Origin of the sequence: Ferroplasma sp., assembly GCF_031200575.1 — an archaeon.
In the GTDB taxonomy this organism is placed as follows: domain Archaea; phylum Thermoplasmatota; class Thermoplasmata; order Thermoplasmatales; family Thermoplasmataceae; genus Ferroplasma.
The window spans coordinates 540,881-559,309 of record NZ_CP133597.1; the positions used below are offsets into that span (position 1 = coordinate 540,881).

An 18,429-nucleotide genomic window follows, 5' to 3' on the forward strand; every position below is an offset into this window, starting at 1 on the left:
TTTAACCGGTTTTAGACTATGGATGTCTTATAATTTTAAGGCAAGAATTTAAAAGCATAATCGGAACTATGTAAAGAAGAAATATATAAGAATTTGTGGAATATTTGTCGCAATAAGATATATAAATTTTCTTTTTGATTTTCTTTATGGACATAATCACAAAGCCTGGTTTTATCCCGTCAAAATTATCAATTATGTAAGTTATTCTTACAAATATTTCTTTCCCGCTGAAAATGCCATTCCATTCTTTGAGGAGTAAAACATCTCCTGGACGATAGTTACGGTCATTGAATCTAATTTCGAAGGTCTTTTGACCGGATTTTATTGCGTTGAAATACTCCGGAAGGATCTTAAGCTCCAGAATCATTTTTCCACCTCCTTCGTTGCCCTGAAATTAGCCATGAGCTTCAATCCAATTCCACGCCAGACAGGGAATGAGAGAAAATACGACATGAGCTTTTTCCCCTTGCTTATTACAGGCCTCTTCATCAGCCAGAGCATATCAGTGATAGGTATATGGCGATAATGCCCCAGCGTATTGAGATAGAGTTGGTTCTGGATTTTGCCTTCCCTGATAATGTCCTTAACCTCATCCGATTTGAATGCTTTTTCGGCTTCACCCAGTGCAGACATCCGGCTATTCAGAGAATCAAGGAGGTTGGAATACATTTTTTTCAATGGTTTGTGCCTGTAATAAGTTAATTTCGTATCATCTATTAGGACAGGCAGATTATGTTCAAGGGCATACCAGTATATTGCTGAATCGGGCATGTAGCCGAGAAGGGGATGCTCTTCCACGAACGCCAATATCTCCTTATATGCTGATTTATTGACTGCTATGCAGGAAGCGTTGAATCCCCTGCCATTATTATGTGGCTCTTGTGAGCCGAAGTCGAAATAATCGTTGTGGTAATATCCTTCGATATTCTTCTGCTTGAGATATGCAACCTTCTCTGGAATGAATCTGTCATCATCGTCCATGAAGGCGGCCACTTCCCCACTGCATACATGCAGGCCGTAAATATATGATTCGAGAAGATTGCTTGGGGCTTTTCCATCTATATACTCTTCATGAATATCCACAGGTGCAGGGATAATCAGCACATTCCTGAATGTAGATAAATCATATTCTATTTCGATATTGGAGACTATAACCACATCGAAATCCTTGTCTGTCTGTTCTTTGAGGCTGTCCAGTGCCTCTCTGTAATATTCCTTCCTGTTGTAAACCATCAAAACTACACTTATTTTATTCATTTTTTATTACCTCATTTTTATTTTTTGTGTTTATATAAACGATTTCAGGGGTTAAAATTACAAATTTATGAGCAAGAAAGCTCCGATCTTTAGAGAGGAGATGAATTGCGATAAGTATTTTAACAAGAATAGTATATCATATTTGATAGATGGAAATAAGTAATAAGGAAAAGGAATATCATCATGAGTCGCATATGGTGTACAGTTGTCAATACCATGTAATATTTTGTCCCAAATACAGAAGAAGCGTCCTGAAGGATGGCATCGATCTGAGACTAAAAGAGCTAATTATGGAGAAGCAGGATGAATACCAGTACAAGATACTTGAAATGGAAGTTATGCCCGATCATGTACATCTCTTGATAGACATCAATCCAAAGTGTGGTGTATATCACGTTGTCAATCAGATTAAGGGGTACAGTTCGTTCGTCCTGCGAAATGAGTTCCCAGAACTTAAGAGAAAGCTTCCAACCCTGTGGACACATTCGAAATTCATTTCTTCCGTGGGTGCAGTAACACTTGAGGTTGTAAAAAAATACATAGAGGAGCAGAAAGGGGTATGATATTAACATTTAAAATTAAGCATAACAGGGATTTCTCCGATGAACTGAATAAAGCGAAACAGGTAGCACAGTATGCAATAGAGCACAGAACACTCTCCTCAAAGAATGTCAAGCAGTTTGGACTTAAATCCGTTATAGCCAACCAGATTCTCCGGAAATACAGCAGGAACTTTCGTGCAAAAAAGGTCAAATCGGTAAAACTCACAGTACCTGCACAGGGATTAAGTTCGATCATAGAAACAGGACAATAACAATAACTTCGCTTGGACTGGAACTGGGCTATTATTTCAGGAACGATTTTGAGAAAATAAGCCAGATTGAACTGGACAGGGATTTTGCATACGTTTCGGTATTAATTCCAGAGAAAGCCATGATCGAACCGGTCGGTTACCTTGGCATTGATCGGAACGCCACGAGTCATATTGCCGTAGTAGGCAACCCCAAAACAGGCAAAGTGTTAAAACTTGGAAAACAAGCTTGAACATGTTCATAAGAAATATAAGAGCATTAGAAGGAATCTTCAGAAGCGTGGTAAATACAGGAAGGTGAAGAAGACAAAGAGAAGAGAAAGTAGAATAGAGAAAGATATCAATAACAAGGTCTCGAAAAAAATAGTGCAGGAAGCAAAACAGAATGGAATGGGAATCAAGCTCGAATACCTAAAAGGCATAAGGAAAGCAAAATCGGGCAGGAATTTCAGGTATTCCCTGAATAGCTGGTCATTCTATCAGCTCGAACAGATGATAGAATACAAAGCCAGACTACTTGGAATACCCGTTGTCTATGTTGACCCATATAATACATCGAAAGACTGTTCGAGATGTAGGCAGATAGGCAACCGTTCAGGTAAGAGTTTTGAGTGTTCGCAGTGTGGGCACGTTGATCATGCCGATGCCAACGCTTCATTCAACATAGCGTTGCGTCCAGCATTTGAGAAAGGCATAGATCGATTGCATGTAGACAGTGATGCGTGCAAAGGGAACACTGATATCCCTTGAGAGGCAACGTTATGAGTGATAGCGACCTTAGAACCTCCGATGCTTTAGCGAGGAGAGTATGTCAGACCTGATATAAAATCATATATGGATATGCCTGCAGATACCTTAAACGGCGATTTAGAGGTAATTGAGAATATCTGCCAGTTATGCTTCTTAAGGAAATATATCATATAGTATGCTGACCATCCGGGGAAGTCTTCTGCAAATTGGTTTTTGAGATATTCATATTGTTCCGGATTCTTTGAGGCGTAGTATTTGTTCCCTGAAGTTGATTTCACCTCTATACCGATGTTGAATTTGGGGAGTATTATATCAGGTGATGAGTTGGGCTGCAGACCTGCTGCGTATATGCCCCATTCCCGGAATTCCTTGATTGCCTTGCTTTCGTATGCTGTGCCTGTCCTCATGCTCATTTTTCCACCTCAACCGTTATAATCCTCATAAGGTCTTCCGAGATACTTTTCGGTATTTTGCTTCTTATTGCAGGTCTATTTTTTCCTGGTGGAAGTTTGTATTTTCCATATACGTCATTTCCGTTGCCTGTGTATTCAAATTTAAAATTGCCCCAGAAATATCTGCTCCCGATATGAAAATCTGCTTTTCCCACATATTTCTGCGCCCCCCTTACATTTTCGATTACCCAGTATTCTGGCTTTACCTGGTTGATTATTTGTTTTGCCCTGTTGAATAATTTTAATGCCGTTTCTATATCCGGCTCTTTTTTCCTGTTGCATGCCCAGGATTTTGGCAGTGAACTTTTAGAAAATTCAGTGCATGGTGGACTGCTTACCACTATATCTATATTATCTGGGAAATCATTAAAATTTAATAAATCGCATTGAACAAACTTTCCAGGATATTCACGAGAAAAATCAACAATATCGTAACCTGTTATATCCCAGTCTTTTGGGAATGATTGAACCCATCCGCCCAGTCCGCAGAAAAGATCAAGCACCCTCATTTTTCCACCTCAACGCATAAATAATCATCCAGTCTCTTTTCGTTTAAATTTTGATTAAAATTCTCAATTATGTGCCGTTTATTTGAGTTAATTTTAGCCATGTTTTGCCTGGCTTTTTCCTTCTCATCTATAGTCATCTCGGTTTGCCTGGATCTCTTACGGACAAAATGTAATATTTTATCGATCTGGTAGAATTTCTGGTATGGGAATACAAACACAGCTTCCTCTCCATCAAGATCTATCTCCTGATTCAAAATTCTTGAAATACGGCCCCAGTACCTTTTATGATCTTTCAGATATAAGATTAGACTGTCATTTGAGTATTTTGACACCGCCGATGGCGATGGAAATCCCTGCTCGGATTTAGATCCCCTTACTCGTATCATTTCGTAAAAAGAGGTGTCTAAGCCATCCTTCTTTGCATCGTCATAGTCTTCCGCTTTCTCTATTTTATATTTTCCGAGATCCTGAAGCTCTTGAAAATATAATATCATTCATCATCACCAACCAAAACAGTATAGTTGAAAACGTCTCTTATATCCCTGAACCAGCATATGAAATTATATGGACCTGGAGAATCAAATATGCTGTTTAAGATAAACATTCTCTGATTATCCAGATATAAGAATTGTGACTCGAAAACCGTTTTATAGTTTTCCCCGTTCCTGATTGATATTATTTTTTCAGGCCTGTAAACATTTTCCTCATACTTTATAAGATTTAATCTCTCGATTAGTTTTTCCTTATTATATAACGATAACATTTATTTTCTCACCCTCCATTTTCTGCTGTTCATTTCATGGATTCTCCTATTTTGTTTGTCTTCACTTTTCCTGGTCATTACAATTTTTACCCGGTCTCCTACCAAGAAATAATTAGAAGGATGCCTTTTCATCCAGTTCTCAAGGTATTGCTCTGCCAGCACTGGATCACCGTCTATGCCCCTCTCAAACATTATATCGGTCGCCAGGATACTCATACCATCATACTTTTCCATTACATTGTCCAGTGGGTTGTGCCAGAGACCAGTTATGACTGTCTTTTCAGATTTCATTTAGATTCCTCCTATTTTTCTTAATATTTCTTCCTCTTTTTTTGCATGGCCTGCCACACGTTTTATTCCCAGGTACCGGATGATGGATTGCTCATCCATCTCCATGACCGATTGCCTGTTCCTATTGTATTTGTCAATGTCCAGGGAAATGCCGTATAGCTTTTCTATTGCATCAGGATACATCGTTATCTCCCTGCCTTTCCCTGCAACTGCCTCGAATGCAGAAATAAGATAGGCATTTGTCCGTTTAATCTGCGCTGCTATTTCCTCCCTCTGCCTTTCCTCGAATTCAATCTGGGCAAGCTGTGACCTGTACTCATCTGCCTTTTTCTGTGCTTCTATTGCCTTCTTCTGGAGGTCAAGCTTGGACATTGCCGTCTTGAGCTTGTCATTCTGATTTACCATATCTATGAGAAAGTTGAAGAACTCTACCTTTGTCATTCCGTATTCTTCCGCTGTCTCATCAAATGCATGCGCATGATCCGTATCGGTCAGGAAATGTTCCTGAACCTTTGCTATGGATACCATTTTTTTAGGCCTTCCTGCTGTCATTTTATATTCCTCCTATTATTGTATTTTTGAAAATATGTATAAAAAAATATTTTGTATATAATTATATATATAAATTAATTCTAAAATTTTTTTAAACTCTTGAAAACACTGGCTCAAAAAATTTCTTTGTATCAAATTTCTTTGTATCAAAAAATTATTAAAATTTTTACCATCTACAAATCCAGTATTTTCAATGGTTTCTAAATTTCCGAAAAAATTCTTTGATACAAAGAAATTATTTACTGATACCTTACTCATATTTACCACCATTTTTGTTGATTTTATCAAGCTCTTTTTTTAAATCCAGCATTTTCATTTTAAAATCAAGCATCTGTTTCTCTATTTCCAATCTCTTCTCAGATTTTGGATCACCAACATAGGCCTTAACACTCTCTTCTAACACCTCTGAAATAGGAATTCCACGGGTATTTGCATATCCTCTTAATGCTGCATCTGTTTCCTGCGAGAGCATAAAATGCTCAGCTATTTTGATTTCTTTATCAATTTTTAATGGCCTACCAACCTTATTTTTTATACTTATCATATTATCGCCACCCTCTTGTCATCAGGGAAGAAGAATTCCCCTGAATTCCTCATCAATGCACTGACCTTCTTCCAGTTTTCTTCGTCAATGGCTATCTCTTTTTTGAGCTCGTCAATTTTCATTGGATGGCCTGCCTTCTTAAGCACAGAATAGGCATCCTGCATCCATCTGACGGATGACGGGCTTTCTCCTTTTATATTTCCCGTGCTGTAATTGAACTGCTTCAGCCAGGAATCCATAACCCCCTTCATTTCAACGAAATCCTCATAAGTGCATTCAGGGTGGAAGGCAAGCTTGGCGCATGCCTCAGTGAACCTGAGCATGGATTCAAAAGTCCTTATGTTTATGCTCAGGTCTCCGGAAATCTTCCTTATTTCCTTGTAGAGATTGGAAATTTCCCTGAATATGCCATCCGGCATCTTTGTCTTGAATTCCCTTGCTGCCTTTATGTATAATGGCAGTTCCTGGTTTTTATGATCCTGCCTGAGCATATCTGCCGGGTCAATCTCATTTATCATGCGTGATTCCAGGATGAATATGGCATCGAACCTGTCAAGCAGGGAAGGCTCAATGCTTATTTGTTCTACTATGGTTCTGGAAGGATCCCATTTTGAACCAACCGGATTTGCTGCTGCAAGAATGGCTGTCTTGGTCTCGAATGTCTGGGTTATCCCTGCCTTGCTCTTTGTGAACTGCCCCTGCTCCATAGCAGGATGGATGCCCTCACGGTCATCCTTCTTCATCTTCTCGATTTCATCTATGCATGCAATGCCGTGGTTTGCAAGCACAAGGACTCCCGGAACCATAGCCCTGTTCCCGTTGATATCCATTATGGATGCAGTCAAGCCGGCACTTGATGCATCGCTGATATACATCCCTTTGGAAGACGTTTCAGCTGAGAACCTCAACAGCTCTGATTTGCCAAGACCAGGGTCTCCTATTAATAATATATGTATATTATTCCTCTTGACATTGTCAGAACCTACCAGCTGCAATAAAAGTGCTTTCTTTATATCTGAGTAAGGGCCTATGATATCAGGCGCAAATGCCCCAGTGAGCTTTTCAAGCGGAATAGGGGATTTAATAAATTTCTCCCGGACTTCAGCAGGAAGATACTGTTCTTTTACTTTGGAGACCTCCATTGACCTTAAAACAAAATAAATATTGAACCCAGATTGAGACTTCTTGCTTTCTGTATCTATTATCCCAATTATCTGCACCCTATCGCCGGGGAAGAATGCATTGATATCCTTCCCATATATGCGGACATCCAGGATGGAAGGATTCCCCCTGGATTCTTCATAATTTTCCATCAACCCGATAGTCTGGACAGCCCTGCCGGTTGATTTTTCCTCTAAAAATTGTAGTTTGCCTTTATATCCACATTGAGGGCAAACTTTTCCCTCGCCTTCTTCCTCTTCTCCGCATGCCGGGCATTTGAATACTTTCTTCAGATATTCGATTGTGACTTTTGAAAAGTATGCAACCCATCCCGAAAACAGCCTCATCCGCCCTATCATTGATGGCTCAAGGTCTGATATCTTGACCTTTTTGTTGAAATTGACAAGGGTGAATTCCGGCGGGTAAAAGTCCTCTTTTTCTTCATCTCCTGCCTGGACCATGAGGTCATATAAAATAGAATTCAATGCCTGGATCATTTCTTCAGGCTTCTCTTCAAGGAATTTCAGAATATCCGAGGCTATGCCATGCAGTGAAGCCCTGTGTGCCTCAGCTGTATATTTAGGATCTAGCTGATCCAGCGCCTTGATTTTCTCTTTCGCCTGGAGTTTGAATACTTCCCTGTAAATAGCCTGGTAATTCCTCTCCACATCTGCGGGATTGAGTTCTGATATATCATGGAGATCCTTGATATCCAGGGGGAAGCGGAAATCAATTCTCTGGATGTACTTATCCATCATGAGCATATATTTCTCCTTGTTTTCCCACACCCAGTCTTTTGCCGTTTTCTGGATATCGTTCAGCTCGAGATCGGATATCATTGTGAAGCCTCCAGTAAATACTGTACAGCATCATCAAAAGATGCACTTTTACCTTTGATCTTTTCGGCTTGTGCCTTTGCTTCCAGCAATGCTTTGTATGTTTTTTCATGCACTCTTATCTGCATTATTTTCCCCTCCGTCGATTTAGTTGACATGATTATATCACATCCTTCCTAATAAATATGTCGATGTCATCTACATGATACACAAACGTGACATAACCTTTATTATTTTCTTTTGAATTGTAGACCATGGTTACACCGTCCACATCTTTCCCGCAGATCCGTGTTTCTAAATCAACATATTTTGAACTTAAAAAATTAAAATTCAGATTGGAAGCAGAAAAGCAGGAAGATATGTCATATGATGATGTGGTGAAATTCTTATTATCAAAAATTTGATTATTCATTTCCCCCACCCCTTGAACACCCGCTTCACATCGTTCTCCGTTGCCTTCAGCTCGGGAACTGTGACGGCATCAACAATCCTGCTCAATGTGCTCAGTTTGATCCCGGATAACTCATCATTGTGGAATGATTTAACGGCTTTCATTCCAGCACCTCCAGCAAGTCTGCATAGCTTCTCGGGGCAGATCCATATTCTTCCTCATAGTCCTCTATCAGCTCGGAAACAAGCCCGTCATTTATCCCGTATCTTCTTGTTTCCTCGAATAAATCTGAGAAGGCAGTTTTCAGCATGGGCAAGCCACCCCCGATTCGTACAAAAATATGCAACTCCGGCCAGCCCCATTAAGTATATGTGCAGGTTCGGGCATTTTTTGAACCTTTTTATTCAAACTCTGATCTTCCCGAAAAAGTTCCTCAAGCTTTATTTTCATATCTTTTGCCACCTCTCAACTGGATAGATGCGTGTACCTCTGGGTAGATCTCAAGGCACGATGACAGAGATAGGTTTGGGCTCTCCTGATGTCCATGCCAGCTAGCAGTAGAGCCGTTGCGCAGTAATGCCCTGCACTATGTGCATGGAACTTTAAGGCCCGGTGCTGACTCCAACCACCTAAGTTATATCCCCATGCTATTGCCATGCCTGGCAGGAGAAAATCCTAACTTCCGATTAAATTAAATGCACAGGCAAAACCAATGCGCATGTTTAAATACACCTTAATTATTATTATGGGTCCGAAAGGATTAAAGGAAGTAATAATATGGACGAAATAACCAAAATTAAGGATTTAACACCTTCCTCAAGACGTGTCAACGTTGTAGGCAAGGTAGTAGTACTAGGAGAGCCAAAAGAGATAAAAACCAGATTTGGAGAAGACAAATCAGTCAGCGAAGTTATTGTAGCTGATGATACCGGTAAAATTACCCTTACACTCTGGGATGACCAGACAAAGGATATAAGAGACGGAGAAACACTCAAAATCGATAACGGTTACATTTCACTTCTTAGAGGGCATATGAGATTGAACGTCGGAAAGTACGGTTCAATGGCAGAGTCTGATGAGGAGATAGAGCCCAACGAAGAGCTGGATATGAGTGAGAAGGAATACGAATACCAGTATAACAATTATAACAACAGATACGGCGGAAACCGTGGAAATGGAGAACGTGGAAACGGAAACCGTGGCTATGGAAACAATAACAGAAGAAGCAGTTATAACAGAAATGATGACAACGAAGAGTAAGATCTCTTCATTATTTTCACTTAGTCTTTTTTTGCATTTTATATAATTCTATAATTTCATTTGTGGTTGTTGCGTCATCAGCTTTTTTATCATCACGGATTTTAACCAGTCTGGGAAATCTCAGTGCAAGTCCGGAGTCTTTCTCAATTTTGCCGTAAGCGCATGTATGTATTGGGCTAACTGTAATTTCAGCCCCCTGTATCTCCATTACTATTTCCGGATAGAACCAGACATCCGGAACCATTTTTGAGTTAACCATAGCAGGTTTGTGATCCTCCTTTAGTTCTGAAAACATTTTTGGCAGGGAAAAAAGAACCTCGTCAGAGAATCCTGTTCCCAGTTTGGTAAATGATTCATATTCCTGTGTTTCCTCATTATATGATGCCATGAGAAGTGCCCCATAAGCACCAGCCCTTCTTCCATGGCCATTGAAGGCGCCGATTACAACAAGATCCATGGAATCTGCAAGTTCCTTTTGATAATCTCTTTTGAACTTGATCCAGAGCCAGCCCCTTGCACCGGCACGGTAAACAGATTCGCTGGATGTGTTTTTTGCAACGACTCCCTCGCATCCATCCTCAATACTTTTTTCGAAAAATTTGTTTATTTCTTCCCTATCATCAGAGACTAACCTTGTGGCCAGCCTGAAATATTCATTATCCTTAAAATTTTCTTCCAGTATTTTTCTTCTTTCCTGATAGGGAGTGTTCACCAGTGATTTCCCGTTGAGTTCAAGTATATCGAAAATGAACATGACAAGTGGGATTTCCAGTGATTTCTCATCAAGCTCATATTTCCTCCCCCGCCGTTTTGAGACCATCTGAAAGGGAAATAGTTCCCCGGTTTCAGGATTATAGGGTACGGATTCACCATCGATAATTATAGAATCAAAATTATAATTCTTTTTGAAATTTGAAACGATGTCAGGGAAATTATCCGTGGTTTCCTCAAGGCCCCTGGAAAATATTTTGATTTTTTCCCCTTTTTTATGCAGTTCTGTTCTCAGTCCATCATATTTGTATTCATAAGCGGCCATGTGGTTCATTTTCTCCCTTATGTCATCTATGGATTTTAGACGTTCAGCCAGCATTACCTTGAAAGGGACAAGTGGTTCTGGCCCTATGTTTTCTATGCTTTTTATATCCCTTTTCTGAAGCAATGTTGCTATAAGCCCTATATCTGGGTGGAAGTTATACGCAGTGTCTATAATATCTGCATACTTTTTTTCTGAAAATGCACTTACGAGGGAATCAAGAATGGTTGAATCTGCGACTCCGAGTCTGAGTTTTCCCATTATTATCCTTGTGATATATTTTATATCATTTGGGTTGGAGTTCATAAACAGGTCAGAATATATATCAATCTTTCCCTTCACACTTCCGTGTCCTGATGAGTTTGCAAGGTCAAGCAATTTTGTGTAAACATAATGTAAGGTGAGCTCCTCACTTACCAGTGGGGCCTGTCTGATATTTTCCCTCAACTCTGCCGCAGTGGTGCCAAGGTCTCCATTTTTAAAAAAGAGTTTATTAACCTCCTCCTCACTCCGGCCTGAGGCGGTAGCCAGCGATTTTACTATTAATTTGCCAGAAATACCGAACTCTATGCCCTCATAATCAGGCGCAAGTTTTCCCTGTATTAAATAAACAAGCTCTTTCAGGTCTTCACCTGCATCACTCAGGAGTGAACCCAGGATGGAAGTAAGTTCAAGCCTTTTGGTGGTGGTTTCCATTTCCATGAATTTTTTACTGACTTCGGAAAATTGCATGTATAATGATAATAAAGCTGATTATAATATTTTGTTGTCTATCTGTTTATAAGATCCCTATCCATGGCCATGGATACAACAAAATTTGGCATATCCACCATTTCAGAAATCCGTAGCTTTCCGGCAACACTACACAGTATATACCCTTCCTCAGCCGAAAACCCATGGTCACCAAGAATGGCGATCATTTCCCTTATAGCATCCCTGGCTGCTCCCTCCATGCTGTTTCCTATACCCATTGAAACTATATAATCAGATTTTACTGATTCGAATGACTCCAGCCGTGGATACTTTATATCCATTCCATGTATTAAATCAATATTTACTGTAGCCTCACAGGAGGTTTCTATGGCAGTTCCACAAACCTCTCCATCCCCCTGGGCAGCATGTGGATCGGCAAATGAAACCAGAGCTCCCTCTACATTCACAGGCAGATATAGAACAGAGCCCTCTTTCAGGAATCTGTTATCCATATTCCCACCGAATTTTTGAGGTGGTATCATCCCATAGGAACCCTCTGCCGGGGCCGTTCCTGTTATACCCAAAAATGGTTCAATATGGATTTTCACACCAACCAGAAATTTTGGATCCCGTGTTTCTGCTTTGTCTTTATCAAGATTCCATATGACCAGTCTTTCCTGGAATTCGTTGCTCAGTACTCCGAAGTTATCTATTATGGCACTCCATCCCCAGTTCCCTGCCGTGAGTTTTTCAATTTTGACCTTCAGCACATCCCCTGGCCCCGCACCTTTGACATAAATCGGCCCTACTGCTGCGTCTACCCTGGAATTGTCTATATTTTTCATATCTGATGATGTAAAATCCCTCTTTATTTGCATCGTTGAGGAGTCTGGAATCCTTATAATAACTGATTCTCCCGGGTCTATATCCATGACCGGCTTATTTTCCGGCGACCATTTGAAATGTAAATTCTTTTCCTGATATCCGTCCAATATCTTCATGCACAGACAAATATACACCACATATTAATATTACGGCAAAAATGTTAAAATTTATATCCGTTGTAAGAATTATCTGTTACCCGGCTTAGCTCAGTTGGTAGAGCGATGGACTGTAGAGTGAACTACTGCCAGAAAACGCAGTTATCCATAGGTCTCTGGTTCGAATCCGGAAGCCGGGATTTTTGTTATGGAACATTAATCATTGCAAAATTCTTAATTATGTTAAATAAAAAACAAAAAATAACGTATTTTTGACAAAAATATTATATATATACCATGTATTATAACATAATGTATGGAATAGCCGACTCTCTTCTTGCACTTCTATTTCTAGGTGTGCTATTACTTCTTGCAAAGCTCGGAGAGGAAATATTTGAAAAGCTAAGGCTTGTTCCATATGTCGCAGCCATAGGCATAGGAATATTAATAGGGCCCGGGGTACTGGGTTTCATTAAAATACTCCCAAATATAACTCTTTTCATATCACTGGGTATAAACTTCCTCCTGTTCACCGGTGGGGCGCTTGAATTTAAGGGCGTTGAGACAAAAAAATTGCTCAAACCTTCCAATATAATTCTTGGGATACTGGAATTCATACTGCCATTCGGCCTGATATCATTTGCAGTTTATTATATATTCCATAGCTTTATCATAGCCCTCGTTGTGGGAATTGTCACAGGCATGAGCAGTGCAGGTCCCTTAACCCGGCTTCTCAGCGATACAGGATTAAACAATACCGAAGAGGGAAATAAGATTTTCCAGCAGGTCGTTACCATAGAAATATCTGCAGTTATACTGTTTTCATTCCTCAGCGACCTGCATGGAAAGGCAATCACATTTTATATTCTCTTTAAAATAGCGGCAGAGCTTATTATTTCACTTGTGGCCATAATACTGTTTTCAAGATATGTTCTTACCCGGCTCCTGGTAAAAATTGATTACAGTTCCAGGGCCCATGAAACCGTAATCGCTGTAATAGTGGGGTTCGTACTTCTTCTGGGGTTTATAGGACAGCTGTACGGTTTCAATTCTGCCATAGTTGCACTGTTTATAGGGATAATGCTACGTGATTTTATAGGGGAACGCCCCCTGGTGGCGGAAAAGGTTTCCACCATAACCTATGGCTTTTTTGAACCACTGTTCTTTATAGGCTTGGGGCTTTATTTTGTAAGAATCAATATTACCATACTGGCGCTGGGCATTGCAATATTTCTAATAGCCCTTGTATTTAAGCCTATTGCAGGTTTTATTTCTTCCAGGTTTATACACGTAGACTCTTTCAAAAACGCCCTTGGCACCTCAGTTAATGGCGGTGTAGATGCGGCACTGCTTGTAGTTGCCCTAGGGCTTACGCTTGTTGGCAGGTACGATTACTCTGTTATCATGATAGCAATTACCCTGCTGACCCTGGTAATACCCCTCATGTTCAATATACGGGCTCCTGTGGTTCAGACAAAAAAATCAAAGTATGTCTGGGAAATGGTCAATGCAGAGTTTAAAAACCTCAAGGCATGCGATATTGCAAATTCTTTCCAGTCTGTTTCCGTGAACAGCAAGAATCCTATTAGCCTCGCATTTAAAATGTGCACTGATCTGAATGCACGAGCTGTGATAGTTACTGATTCAAAATCCCGTGTTCTGGGAGAGCTTATGCTGAGCGATATGGTCACACTGGGGCATAACCAGTTGAGGACACTTTCTGTCTATGAGGGAAAAATCATTCCTGCGATTAAAGTACGCTGTGATTCTCCCGCCACACACCTTATAAGCATATTCAGGGAATCAGATCCACCGATTGTTGCGGTGGTGGACAAGAATGGGAAGTTTGTTGGGACAATACTGGAAAGGGAAATACTGAAGCATATATCCAGTATACTGGAATCGGATAAACCGGCAAAATCATGAGAATATGATTACCTGTTACATTATTCCCAATAAATGATTAAATAACAAAATATATAAACATAAGGTTAATTAGGTAATGTAGAAAATTTAAATATATTATTTGTTATCTAGAAATAATAATTGTTTAGAGGGATTATATGGAAGTATTAAAAACTGGAACGACAACACTCGGAATCACAGCAGGCAATTACGTTATTATGGGTACCGACAGCAGGGCAACCATGGGCAATTTCATTTCAAATAAAAATGCTCAGAAACTCTATAAAATAGACACATATGCCGGAATGACAATAGCCGGCCTGGTGGGAGATGCCCAGACACTGGTAAGGTACATGAGGGCAGAAATGGAGCTTTACAGGGTTCAGAGAAAGATAAACATGCCCATAGAGGCAGCTGCAACACTCCTATCCAATATGCTCAACCAGTCAAAGTACTATCCATACATGGTCCAGTTGCTGGTTGGTGGATATGACAAAAAGCCCCATATATTCTCCATAGATGCAGCAGGTGGTTCTGTAGAGGATGAATATGCCAGTACAGGATCAGGTTCTCCATTTGTTTATGGTGTGCTTGAGGCAGAATACCAGCCCAATATGAAGCTTGATGATGCCATTAATCTGGCTGTAAAGGCCATAAGCGTTGCAAAGCAGAGAGACTCAGCATCTGGAAACATGCTTCAGATAGGTGTTATAGATCCAGAAAAGGGATTCAATTATCTTTCCGAGGACGATATACTGTCCAGGATTAAAAAATTAAAATTAACTTTATAAATTTATTTTTTTATGTTTAAGGTGTTATAATATGTCTTTTCGAGATTATTTAAGCGAAGCCCGGTCTATTTTTGACAGGCTTTATCCGGATAACAAGATAACGGAGATAGATTACGAAGGTTCAACCATAGTGGTATATACTAAGGATCAGAATTTATTCTCGGACCGGGACGATCTGGCAAGGCAGATTGCCCAGGAATTAAGGAGAAGAATTGCCATAAGGCCTGATCCCAGTATAATGTCAGATGAGAAGGATGCAGATGGGAAGATTAGGGAAATCATTCCTGCAGATGCAGGGCTCCAGGATATATATTTTGAACCTGATACAGGCGAGGCAGTAATAGAGGTTGATGAGCCCACTGTTGCAACTCCTGAAATCATAAAGGCAATAAAGTCCGAAACAAACTGGTCTCCCAGGATAGTGAGGGCACCTCCAATGTACTCAAGGACAGTTAAGGAGGTTAGGGAGTACCTCCGTGATGTAAAGAAGGAAAGAAAGGAATTTCTCCACAATCTCGGTATAAAACTCACAACCCCTCTCATGCCAGGCGAAACATGGATCAGAATAACAGCACTGGGCGGGCACAGGGAGGTAGGTAGAAGTGCAACATTGATATCAACAAACAATTCAAAAGTTCTTGTTGACTGTGGCATGATAAATATAAATGACCCGGAACACCCATGGGAGGAAGCCCCATATCTTTATGCACCGGAAATTCAGCCATTCACATCCCTGGATGCTGTTGTGCTTACACATGCGCACCTGGATCATTCAGGTCTGCTGCCACTGCTTTTCAAATACGGTTACAACGGTCCTGTGTATTCCACCGCGCCCACAAGGGATCTGGCAGCATTGCTTCAGAATGATTACCTGAAAGTGTCTCACAGTGAGAATCACAAGCTTTCATACGAGTCAAAGCACGTAAGGGACGAGCTCAAGCATACAATAGCATTGAAATACAATGAAACTGCGGATATTACACCGGATATCCGGCTTACATTTTACAACGCAGGGCATATACTGGGCTCAGCTGCAGTTCATCTGCATATAGGTGAGGGTTTATATAATGTCGTACTAAGCGGGGATCAGAAATATGAAAAAACGTGGCTGTTCAATCCCGCTGTAAACCGTTTTCCCAGGGTAGAAACACTTATGCTGGAATCCACATACGCAGGAAGGGATGATTATTCCTACACCAGGAATGAAGCAACAAATACCCTTATAGATGTTGTTAACAGAACCTTTGACCGCGGGGGTTCTGTCCTGGTTCCGGTATTCGCTGTGGGCAGAAGCCAGGAAGTTATGCTGGTTCTGGAGGACGCCTACAGGAATAAGATGATTCCAGAAAACACGAAGGTTTACCTCGATGGGATGATCATGGAGGCCACCGCAATACATGCGGCATATCCCGAATTTCTTAACAGGGACCTGAGGGATCAGATTATGATAAAGCGTGCCAATCCATTTCTGAGCCCCATATTCACCAGTGTTGAAACAAGAAATCAAAGAATAGATATATGCGATTCTCCCGAGAGCAAGGTTATACTTGCCACGGCAGGGATGATGAACGGAGGCCCGGTTCTTGAATATTTCAAAACTCTTTCATCAGATAGCAAGAATACGCTGGCATTCGTGGGTTACCAGGCAGATGGTACACTTGGTAGAAGGATACAATCAGGTGCAACAAGCATAACTCTTTCTGAGGGGGGCAAATCCACAAAATTTGAAATCAACATGGCAGTTGAAAACGCCGAGGGATTTTCAGGGCATTCAACAAAAAGGGAACTGTTGAATTTTGTTGGTGGGATGCAGCCAAAACCGCAGAGAATACTTATTAACCACGGTGATGGGAATAAGTGCTATGATTTCGCACGGCTGATACATACAAAGTTCGGTGTTGAGGCTATTTCAATGAAAAATCTGGAAACAACCAGGTTATACTAATTTTTTACGATAATTTTTATATAATATGATAAATATTCACCAATAATATAGTATTTCCAGAAAAGTCACCCTATTATCATAGATTTTTTGGATAATTTTAAATAATAGAATGATATATGATATCATGAATACAGGCCTTAAAAAAGATTCGTTGAGCCTTTATAATGTTATTTTTCAGGGCGTGGCCGGTTCTGCACCTGCTGGTGCTGCAGTTGCAACACTGACAGGATCAGCGGCATTCGCCCTTGGATCTCTTCCACTCTCCGCAGTTGTTGCATTTGTAATAGTACTCATCAATGCGTTTATAATTAACAGGATTTCAAGGCATGTTGCAGGTGCAGGTGGCTATTATGCATATAGCAGAGAGGGACTTGGCAGATTTGCAGGAATATTCACAGGATGGATGTATATCATGTACCAGATAATGTCACTGGCATTCATAGGGCTCAGTGTTGCCATATTCCTTCCAGCCTTGCTCCAGGAAATATTCGGAATTGCCATTCCATTTTATTCGTGGGCTCTTCTCTTAGTAGTTATCCTTGCATTTGGTTATTTTGTATCATTTTCCGGTGTGAAGAATTCAGTCAGGTATGCAATGGTGATGGCAACCATCGAGGTTATAATAATAGCGGCAATAAGCGTAATTATAATCACTGCAAAGCCCTCAATAAACACCGTATCTGTATTTACACCTGTATATGCCAAAAATGGCTTCACAGGAGTTATGCTTGGTGTACTCTTCATGTACACTGCATTCTCAGGATTCGGGACAGCAACCCCGCTGGGCGAGGAGGCACAGAATGCCAATAAGGTAATAGGCCACGGCGTTCTGATCTCTGTTATCGTTCTCGGGCTCTTTTTTATTCTTGCATCATACGCATTTACTGTAGGCTGGGGTCCAACGAGAATGCTGGAATACTCAAAGGAACTGGTACCTGGAATAATACTTACCAAAAGTTATCTTGGGATAATCGGAGCAATAGTCATCACTGTACTGTTCGTGAACAGCCTATTTACAGATGCTGTTGTTTTCACAAATTCCCTATCAAGGGTTGTTTTCTCCATGAGCAGGGATAACGTGCTTCCAGGAATACTGTCCAGCATACACTCAAGCAGGAGGACACCACATGTGGCTGCCGGCTTAATGGTGATAATTGCATTCGCCATAGGTGCCATATCAGTTGTTTCCCTTGGTGGCTTCAATGCATTCCTTTATACAGGTATAGCCGCAACACTCAGCGCCCTTCTTGTACACATGTTTGCAAATGCATCATTAGCAGGTATAGTACGCAAAATGAAACTGAAAATTAACACCGTAATGGATATAATTATCCCGGCGATTTCAATTGTTATACTTGCCTTTGTTTTCTATGGTAGTTTCATAAGCATTGATAGAATTGTCATTATAGCATCCATAAGCTTTATTGCCTGGGTAATAGTTGGTTTGATCTATTCTGGCGTATCAAGAAAATACTTGGTTCATGAAAATGTACCGTAAATTTTTA

At 40.5% G+C, this 18,429-nt stretch carries 25 protein-coding genes and 1 tRNA gene; 9 read left to right on the forward strand and 17 right to left on the reverse strand.

Annotated features, from left to right (window positions below):
- Positions 1-16: 16 nt before the first annotated feature.
- Both RE471_RS03040 and RE471_RS03045 read right to left on the reverse strand, forming a co-directional pair.
- Positions 17-367, reverse strand: a complete 351-nt coding sequence (locus tag RE471_RS03040) for a DUF3850 domain-containing protein (protein ID WP_309215311.1) — start codon at positions 365-367, stop codon at positions 17-19.
- On the reverse strand, positions 364-1,257 hold the full coding sequence (locus RE471_RS03045) for a glycosyltransferase (protein WP_309215312.1): 894 nt from the start codon (positions 1,255-1,257) through the stop codon (positions 364-366). Before RE471_RS03045 ends, RE471_RS03040 begins: the two co-directional genes overlap by 4 nt.
- Positions 1,258-1,406: 149 nt before the next feature.
- On the opposite strand from RE471_RS03045, the gene tnpA reads away from it, so the two are divergent.
- The 3 genes from tnpA (at position 1,407) to RE471_RS03060 (ending at position 2,818) form a co-directional block, all read left to right on the forward strand.
- Entirely contained in the window at positions 1,407-1,820 is a 414-nt protein-coding gene (gene tnpA / locus RE471_RS03050) for an IS200/IS605 family transposase (RefSeq protein WP_309215313.1), read from the forward strand.
- Positions 1,817-2,071, forward strand: coding sequence for a hypothetical protein (locus RE471_RS03055; protein WP_309215314.1), 255 nt, complete (start codon positions 1,817-1,819; stop codon positions 2,069-2,071). Before tnpA ends, RE471_RS03055 begins: the two co-directional genes overlap by 4 nt.
- 213 nt (positions 2,072-2,284) lie before the next feature.
- Positions 2,285-2,818: a transposase gene (locus RE471_RS03060; RefSeq protein WP_309215315.1), complete on the forward strand. Its 534-nt coding sequence runs from the start codon at positions 2,285-2,287 to the stop codon at positions 2,816-2,818.
- A 44-nt stretch (positions 2,819-2,862) separates the two neighbouring features.
- Here RE471_RS03060 and RE471_RS03065 read toward each other — a convergent pair whose 3' ends face one another.
- From RE471_RS03065 to RE471_RS09945, 13 genes are all read right to left on the reverse strand, one after another.
- Complete coding sequence (locus RE471_RS03065) at positions 2,863-3,231, reverse strand: hypothetical protein (protein ID WP_309215316.1); 369 nt, start codon at positions 3,229-3,231, stop codon at positions 2,863-2,865.
- The gene (locus tag RE471_RS03070; RefSeq protein WP_309215317.1) at positions 3,228-3,779 is read right to left on the reverse strand and encodes a DNA cytosine methyltransferase; all 552 of its coding nucleotides are present in this window, start codon (positions 3,777-3,779) and stop codon (positions 3,228-3,230) included. Before RE471_RS03070 ends, RE471_RS03065 begins: the two co-directional genes overlap by 4 nt.
- On the reverse strand, positions 3,776-4,273 hold the full coding sequence (locus tag RE471_RS03075; RefSeq protein ID WP_309215318.1) for a hypothetical protein: 498 nt from the start codon (positions 4,271-4,273) through the stop codon (positions 3,776-3,778). The genes RE471_RS03070 and RE471_RS03075 overlap by 4 nt, the downstream gene beginning before the upstream one ends.
- Positions 4,270-4,542, reverse strand: a complete 273-nt coding sequence (locus RE471_RS03080; RefSeq protein WP_309215319.1) for a hypothetical protein — start codon at positions 4,540-4,542, stop codon at positions 4,270-4,272. The genes RE471_RS03075 and RE471_RS03080 overlap by 4 nt, the downstream gene beginning before the upstream one ends.
- Entirely contained in the window at positions 4,543-4,833 is a 291-nt protein-coding gene (locus RE471_RS03085) for a hypothetical protein (protein WP_309215320.1), read from the reverse strand. It lies immediately after the preceding gene.
- Positions 4,834-5,385 carry a hypothetical protein gene (locus tag RE471_RS03090; protein ID WP_309215321.1) on the reverse strand — a complete coding sequence of 184 codons (552 nt, stop codon included), beginning with the start codon at positions 5,383-5,385 and terminating at the stop codon, positions 4,834-4,836.
- Between the two features lie 250 nt (positions 5,386-5,635).
- The gene (locus RE471_RS03095) at positions 5,636-5,929 is read right to left on the reverse strand and encodes a hypothetical protein (protein WP_309215322.1); all 294 of its coding nucleotides are present in this window, start codon (positions 5,927-5,929) and stop codon (positions 5,636-5,638) included.
- Complete coding sequence (locus tag RE471_RS03100; protein ID WP_309215323.1) at positions 5,926-7,929, reverse strand: ATP-binding protein; 2,004 nt, start codon at positions 7,927-7,929, stop codon at positions 5,926-5,928. The genes RE471_RS03095 and RE471_RS03100 overlap by 4 nt, the downstream gene beginning before the upstream one ends.
- On the reverse strand, positions 7,926-8,084 hold the full coding sequence (locus RE471_RS03105) for a hypothetical protein (RefSeq protein ID WP_309215324.1): 159 nt from the start codon (positions 8,082-8,084) through the stop codon (positions 7,926-7,928). Before RE471_RS03105 ends, RE471_RS03100 begins: the two co-directional genes overlap by 4 nt.
- Before the next feature lie 2 nt (positions 8,085-8,086).
- Positions 8,087-8,338 carry a hypothetical protein gene (locus tag RE471_RS03110; protein ID WP_309215325.1) on the reverse strand — a complete coding sequence of 84 codons (252 nt, stop codon included), beginning with the start codon at positions 8,336-8,338 and terminating at the stop codon, positions 8,087-8,089.
- Positions 8,335-8,481 carry a hypothetical protein gene (locus RE471_RS03115; RefSeq protein ID WP_309215326.1) on the reverse strand — a complete coding sequence of 49 codons (147 nt, stop codon included), beginning with the start codon at positions 8,479-8,481 and terminating at the stop codon, positions 8,335-8,337. Before RE471_RS03115 ends, RE471_RS03110 begins: the two co-directional genes overlap by 4 nt.
- Complete coding sequence (locus tag RE471_RS03120; RefSeq protein WP_309215327.1) at positions 8,478-8,627, reverse strand: hypothetical protein; 150 nt, start codon at positions 8,625-8,627, stop codon at positions 8,478-8,480. Before RE471_RS03120 ends, RE471_RS03115 begins: the two co-directional genes overlap by 4 nt.
- 155 nt (positions 8,628-8,782) lie before the next feature.
- On the reverse strand, positions 8,783-8,974 hold the full coding sequence (locus RE471_RS09945; RefSeq protein WP_375379261.1) for a tyrosine-type recombinase/integrase: 192 nt from the start codon (positions 8,972-8,974) through the stop codon (positions 8,783-8,785).
- Positions 8,975-9,094: 120 nt separating this feature from the next.
- On the opposite strand from RE471_RS09945, the gene RE471_RS03125 reads away from it, so the two are divergent.
- A complete protein-coding gene (locus RE471_RS03125) occupies positions 9,095-9,577 on the forward strand; it encodes a single-stranded DNA-binding protein (protein ID WP_309215329.1) in 483 nt (160 codons plus the stop codon).
- A gap of 16 nt (positions 9,578-9,593) precedes the next feature.
- On the opposite strand, the gene RE471_RS03130 is transcribed toward RE471_RS03125, so the two are convergent.
- The gene (locus RE471_RS03130) at positions 9,594-11,342 is read right to left on the reverse strand and encodes an ATP-dependent DNA ligase (RefSeq protein ID WP_309215330.1); all 1,749 of its coding nucleotides are present in this window, start codon (positions 11,340-11,342) and stop codon (positions 9,594-9,596) included.
- A gap of 38 nt (positions 11,343-11,380) precedes the next feature.
- Complete coding sequence (locus RE471_RS03135) at positions 11,381-12,304, reverse strand: acetamidase/formamidase family protein (RefSeq protein WP_309215331.1); 924 nt, start codon at positions 12,302-12,304, stop codon at positions 11,381-11,383.
- Between the two features lie 79 nt (positions 12,305-12,383).
- Between RE471_RS03135 and RE471_RS03140 the strand changes: the two genes are divergently transcribed.
- The 5 genes from RE471_RS03140 to RE471_RS03160 all read left to right on the forward strand — a co-directional run bounded on the left by RE471_RS03140 (position 12,384) and on the right by RE471_RS03160 (position 18,422).
- Positions 12,384-12,483: transfer RNA gene (locus tag RE471_RS03140), tRNA-Tyr, on the forward strand.
- Positions 12,484-12,595: 112 nt separating this feature from the next.
- Positions 12,596-14,209, forward strand: coding sequence for a cation:proton antiporter (locus RE471_RS03145; RefSeq protein ID WP_309215332.1), 1,614 nt, complete (start codon positions 12,596-12,598; stop codon positions 14,207-14,209).
- Between the two features lie 137 nt (positions 14,210-14,346).
- Entirely contained in the window at positions 14,347-14,979 is a 633-nt protein-coding gene (psmB, locus tag RE471_RS03150; RefSeq protein ID WP_276935948.1) for an archaeal proteasome endopeptidase complex subunit beta, read from the forward strand.
- Positions 14,980-15,010: 31 nt separating this feature from the next.
- Complete coding sequence (locus RE471_RS03155) at positions 15,011-16,924, forward strand: beta-CASP ribonuclease aCPSF1 (protein WP_309215333.1); 1,914 nt, start codon at positions 15,011-15,013, stop codon at positions 16,922-16,924.
- Positions 16,925-17,048: 124 nt separating this feature from the next.
- Entirely contained in the window at positions 17,049-18,422 is a 1,374-nt protein-coding gene (locus RE471_RS03160; RefSeq protein ID WP_309215334.1) for an APC family permease, read from the forward strand.
- The last annotated feature ends 7 nt before the right edge of the window (positions 18,423-18,429 follow it).